At 60.9% G+C, this 5,365-nt stretch carries 5 protein-coding genes and 2 pseudogenes; 4 read left to right on the top strand and 3 right to left on the bottom strand.

From position 1 onward, the window contains the following. Positions 1-639 (top strand): LysR substrate-binding domain-containing protein (locus tag PFH44_RS24710; RefSeq protein WP_283826462.1); only part of this gene is annotated, 639 nt, incomplete at its 5' end. On the opposite strand, the pseudogene PFH44_RS24715 reads toward PFH44_RS24710, so the two are convergent. The 3 genes and pseudogenes from PFH44_RS24715 to PFH44_RS24725 all read right to left on the bottom strand — a co-directional run bounded on the left by PFH44_RS24715 (position 636) and on the right by PFH44_RS24725 (position 3,201). Next, a pseudogene (locus PFH44_RS24715) lies at positions 636-1,729 on the bottom strand (YbfB/YjiJ family MFS transporter). The gene PFH44_RS24710 and the pseudogene PFH44_RS24715 overlap by 4 nt on opposite strands. Before the next feature lie 329 nt (positions 1,730-2,058). Further along, positions 2,059-2,499, bottom strand: coding sequence for a VOC family protein (locus PFH44_RS24720; RefSeq protein ID WP_045858204.1), 441 nt, complete (start codon positions 2,497-2,499; stop codon positions 2,059-2,061). A gap of 84 nt (positions 2,500-2,583) precedes the next feature. Then, positions 2,584-3,201 carry a LysE family translocator gene (locus PFH44_RS24725; protein WP_045858206.1) on the bottom strand — a complete coding sequence of 206 codons (618 nt, stop codon included), beginning with the start codon at positions 3,199-3,201 and terminating at the stop codon, positions 2,584-2,586. Positions 3,202-3,371: 170 nt separating this feature from the next. On the opposite strand from PFH44_RS24725, the gene PFH44_RS24730 reads away from it, so the two are divergent. From PFH44_RS24730 to PFH44_RS24740, 3 genes and pseudogenes are all read left to right on the top strand, one after another. Beyond that, positions 3,372-4,562, top strand: a complete 1,191-nt coding sequence (locus PFH44_RS24730) for an MFS transporter (protein ID WP_283826463.1) — start codon at positions 3,372-3,374, stop codon at positions 4,560-4,562. Positions 4,563-4,791: 229 nt separating this feature from the next. Continuing rightward, positions 4,792-5,082: a hypothetical protein gene (locus tag PFH44_RS24735; protein ID WP_041145621.1), complete on the top strand. Its 291-nt coding sequence runs from the start codon at positions 4,792-4,794 to the stop codon at positions 5,080-5,082. A gap of 141 nt (positions 5,083-5,223) precedes the next feature. After that, positions 5,224-5,365: pseudogene (locus PFH44_RS24740) on the top strand (trans-aconitate 2-methyltransferase); the annotation flags it as partial.

Raw genomic sequence — 5,365 nt, forward strand, 5'->3', positions numbered from 1 at the left:
CTGCGGATCCTCAGCCTGGCCGAAGAGGCGAAGCAGGCGCTGCATCCGACGCAGCCCGCCGGGAGCCTGCGGATGGGGGCGATGGAGGCCGCCGCCGCCAGCCGGCTAACCTCTATTCTGCCGCGCTTTCATCAGCAGTGCCCGGCGGTCGCCCTCAGCCTGCAAACCATGCCCACCCGGCAGCTGGTCGAACGCGTGCTTAGCGCCGCGCTCGACTGCGCGCTGGTGAGCCTGCCTCCGGACGCCAGCGGCGAGCCGGAGTGTCCGGAGGCGCTGGAGTACCTGCCTGTGTTTGCCGAGGAGCTGGTCTTGATAACCCCTGGCGGACAGGAAGAGTTCAGGCTGGCGGCGTTTGCCCAGGGCTGCAGCTATCGCCGGCGCGGGGAAGCATTTTTGTCCGCCGTGAAAAACGTTGAAGTCCAGGAGATCGGCTCGTATCACGCCGTGATTGCCTGCATTGCCTCCGGGGGATATGCCGGGATCGTCCCGCAGAGCGTGCTGGCGCTCATGACCCTACCCGAAGGCTGCGAGACACAGCCGGTCGGCACGGCGATAACCCAGCTGGTGTGGCGCAAAGGCTACGCTTCGCCGGCGCTGGACGCCATGCGCCAGCAGCTGCTGCTGGCGGCCGATATTTAGCTCTGCCGCCTGCCGAGCATCACCAGTACGGCGGCCGCAAACAGCGCCCCGCCCGCGGCGCCGAGAGCGGCGTTAAAGGAGCCGGTCAGACCGTGCAGAACGCCGGCCGCCAGCGGACCGATAATCTGCCCGATGCCGTAAGTGGCGGTCATGGCGGCAATCATATTGAACGTCACCAGGTGATTCAGGCGCCTGCCTTCCGGCAGCGCCAGGGTCACGGTGCCCATAAAGGTGAAGCCAACCAGCAGAGCGCTCAGCATGCAAAACGCCAGGGAGTGGCTCCAGGCGGGGAGGATCACGCCTGTCGCCTGCACCATCAGGTTGAGGGTAAACGCCCGCCGGTAGCCGAGCTTAAGCGCCAGCCGGTGCCAGACAAAGCAGGACGGAACCGCCGCCAGGCCAAACAGCGCCCACAGCTGTACCGGGTCGATATCGGTGAGCGAGCCGGAGAGAAACAGCGGCAGGTAGGTAGCGGTGATGATATAGCCGAAACCAGCTAAGCCGTAGATAATCAAAAGCTTCCATGCATCCCCTCGTCGGCCTTCTGCGCCTGCCGCCTGAGCCGATGCCGTCGGTTTCCAGTCCACGAGGTAGTCCGACGGGCTCAGCAGCAGGCGCAGGACCAGCAAAAACAGGAGCGCGGCGCTGCCGGCACAGATAGCCAGATCTGTTGGCTGGTAAAAGCGTGGCTTTTGGCGAGCGAAATAAACTCCGCCGAGAGAAAAATGCCCATTCCGACCCCCGAGTAGAGGATCGGCGCGCCGTTATGATGCTTCATATGCTGCAGCAGCCACAGCGAGGCGGCGATCAGGGTCACCGCGCTCAGCATGCCGGCCACGCCCCTGACCGCAATAATGGCCAGCGGCGAGCGTAGCCAGCCTATCGCCGCCAGGCACAGCAGGGTTAAGAGTACCGATGCGAGGCTTAGCCACTTCGCATCGCCCGGCCTGGCCTTCGCCAGCATCAGCGCCCCCAGCAGATAGCCCGCGTAGTTCGCCGAGGCCGCGAGATTGCCTTCGCGCAGCGTTAAAATATGCTCATCCAGCATCAGCGGCAGGATCCCGGTAAAGGCAAAGCGCCCGTACCCCATCCCGACGATCAGCACCACCGAACCGGCCAGCGCCAGCAGGAAAGCCTTCAGTTCTGGCCTGCATTCACTCACGTTGCGCACTCCTTTTAATCATTAATCTCAAATAGAGAATTATTTACGATATAAATTCTATAATTAGTATGATTATAAAGTGACGGACAGGCAAGCGGCGTTGGATCGGCGCCGCGGATCGTCAGAACGGGAAACTAGAGGAAAACGTCGGGGAATGCTTCGTCGGTCAACGAAGTATGCAGGATATTAAGCGGGAAACGCCCCGCCTCCGCTGCCGGCGCAAGCCGTCGCGCAGCGGGGACGGGAACGGATAGCATCTACTCGCCGCGCAGCCACGGCGTGATGGTGATGCCGGTCAGCAGCCCTTCCGGGCTCAGCAGACGCGTCACCGTCTGCCCCCACGGCTCTACGCGGTTGGCGATAAGCAGGCGGTAACCCTTCGCCAGCAGGCCGTCGCTGGCCGCCTGAATATCGCGCACCTCAAACTCGATCCACGCCTGGGGCTGCGGGAGATCCGCCGGCCAGTCGTTGACGCCAAAACATGATTGCGCCGCCTGCTCCAGCGGCCACAGCGCAAAGTGCTTCACCCCGGCCAGCGCGTCCTGCTCGGTGAGCAGGTAGTCGGGGTTACCCTCCATCGCCTTCAAAGGCAAACCCAGCGCCTCGGCGTAAAACGATCGGCTGCTTTCGGCGCTGCGGGTAATGGGCCCAAACCCGGCGACGAACAGCACCTCAATCCCGGCTAAATCGGCTGTCATACTCCCTCCTGGACGTTGATATACGAGATGAGATATATACCGCGAATTGGCCCCGCTGCCCAGGCAATAAGGCAAGCAAATGGCCTAGCGGCTGCTGAGCGCCAGCCGCGCGGCGAAGAGCATAAACACGCCGCCCGTTACCCGGTCCATCCACCGGATAAACCCCGGCGCCTTCAGCAGGCCCGACGCATAGCGGGTAGCCATAATCAGGGTTAAGGACCACAGGGTGCCCAGCAGCACGTGGATGCCGACCAGCAGGAAGGTCCAGACCACCGGAGAGTGGCCGTTCGGGATAAACTGCGGCAGGAACGAGACGTAAAAGACGCCCATTTTGGGATTCAGCACGTTGCCGAACATCCCCCTTAAGAACCAGTTACCGGCAGCGGGCGCCGCCGTTCCGGCATCAAAAGCGCGACGCGGCCGGAGGATCAGCTGCAGGCCCAGCCAGCACAGCCAGGCGGCGCCGCACCATTTTAACAGGCTGTAGGCCAGCTCCGATGCCGCCAGCAGCGCGCCTAAACCCAGGGCGACCAGCGCCCCCCAGATCAGGCATCCCGCGTCGATACCCAGCGCGGCCTGAAAGGCTTTTTTACCGCCTTCCGCGGCGGAGGTTCGTAGAATGAGGGCGGTATCGAGACCCGGGGTTAACGTCAGGAGCAGCGCAGCGAATGAAAAGGCAAGAAGGGAATCTGTGACGGACATTTTCTTTCTCCGAAAGAGTGAATTCTGGAGAAATTTGGCGGCAGCGTCAACGGCATAAATTTCATCTTGCGCCCGTTTAAGTGAAACGTGCGGAAATCACCTCCTGGGCTCGTGCTGGCCGCTGGGTCTGCGCTATGCTAATCCCCCTTTTGTTTTAAATACCTGACGTTATGACTTCTGCTGCCACTCAGACTCAGCTCAACCTGCGCATCATTTCGATCGTGGTTTTCACCTGTATTTGCTATCTATCGATAGGCCTGCCGCTCGCCGTTTTACCCGGCTACATTCACTATCAGCTCGGCTATAGCACCTTTATGGCCGGCGTGGTGATCAGTCTGCAGTACATCGCCACCCTGCTTAGCCGGCCGCACGCCGGGCGCTACGCCGATATCTGGGGGCCGAAAAAAGTCGTCAGCCTCGGGATCGTCTGCTGCCTGCTGAGCGGAGTCTTCACGCTGGCGGCGGTGCTGCTGCAATCCGTTCCGCTGCTGGCGGTGGCCGCGCTGCTGGTTGGCCGAATCTTCCTCGGCGTGGGCGAGAGCTTTACCGCCACCGGGGCGACGCTGTGGGGAATTAAAACCGTCGGCGCGATCCATACCTCCCGGGTTATCTCCTGGAACGGGGTCGCCACCTACGTGGCGATGGCGGTTGGCGCCCCGCTGGGGGTGCTGCTCAACGGCTATTTTGGCATTAGCGGTTTTGCCGTGGTGGTAGTGGCGGTGGCCTTTATCGGGCTGCTTTTTGCCCGCACGCGCCAGGACGTCAGCGTTAGCGGCGGGGTTCGCGCGCCCTTTCACGTGGTGGTGCGCAAAATCTGGCCCTACGGCCTGGGGCTGGCGCTGGGGACGGTCGGCTTCGGGGTGATAGCCACCTTCATTACCCTCTACTTCTCCGCCCACGACTGGCAGGGCGCGGCGTTTACGCTGTCGCTGTTCAGCGTCGGTTTCATCTGCATTCGTCTGGTGCTCGGCAACACCATCACCCGCTACGGCGGCGTGCCGGTGTCGCTGGCCTGCTTTGTTATCGAGTGCATCGGCCTGCTGATTATCTGGCAGGCTCCCTCTGCATGGGTGGCCGGGATCGGCGCCTTCCTGACCGGCTCCGGTTTCTCGCTGGTCTTCCCGGCGCTGGGCGTTGAGGCGGTGAAACAGGTTGAGGAGCAGAACCAGGGCACCGCGCTGGGCACCTACTCGGCGTTTCTCGATCTGGCTCTCGGCCTGACCGGCCCCGTTGCCGGCTGGGTTGCCGGGTATTACAGCCTGGGAACTATTTATCTGCTGGCGGCGGCGGTCGTGGTGATGGCATTTATCTTGATATTCCGCGTATACCTGCAACAACGCGCCGGTTTGCGACGGGCATGAGGAATTGTATTCGGCGGGCCGCCCCCGCTGAAAAAGGTAAAAAAGTAATCAAGAATTGACTGTTATTCGGCATCCGTGACACCATCCGCTCAACGCCCGGCAACGGGCGTACTGGCGAAACGGGTGAGATATCAGAGATCGAATAATAAACGATCCGTGCCCGTTATCATGGCCAATCCGAATCACTGACCTCGACGGTGAATTCCTGAGTCTGGCGGGAAATACATACATGCATCAAAGTTTTAATCAGCGGGTTCATTTCTATTACTGCATATTAATCGCGCTGAAAATACACGGAAAATCGAAGAAAGCGGGCGGGATCAGAGGAAAAAATAACTTCCTGCTGAAATGGCTGCGTAAAGCGCAGGACAACAATATTTTCCACCCGGATATTACCAGCGAGATTGAGTGGCTGCGGGGGAAAATAATCCAGGCCGGATACGATACCGATCTTGAGCCGATGCTGGATTTTGTCTATGCCACTGCTAAACGCGCGGAGTCGCTAAAGGACGCCGATTAGTCCGCGGACGGGCGCAGGGCACTCTCCCGCCGCCGCTTAGCGTGACGCTGTCACGTTAAGCATAAAAATCGGTAAAGCTATTTTACCCGCGGTCAATGCCATCTATGCTGATGAACGAGTTTATCTAACCCGGAGTCATCGATGGCAGACTGGAATCCCTCGTTATATCTACAGTTCGGCGCCGAGCGTACCCGCCCCGCAGCCGAACTGCTCGCCCGTATCGCCCACCATCCCGTTTCCCTCGCCGTTGACCTTGGCTCCGGGCCGGGGAACAGTACCGCGC

The sequence above is a fragment of the Klebsiella sp. Ech2A genome (assembly GCF_030078455.1).
Taxonomy (GTDB): domain Bacteria; phylum Pseudomonadota; class Gammaproteobacteria; order Enterobacterales; family Enterobacteriaceae; genus Klebsiella; species Klebsiella terrigena.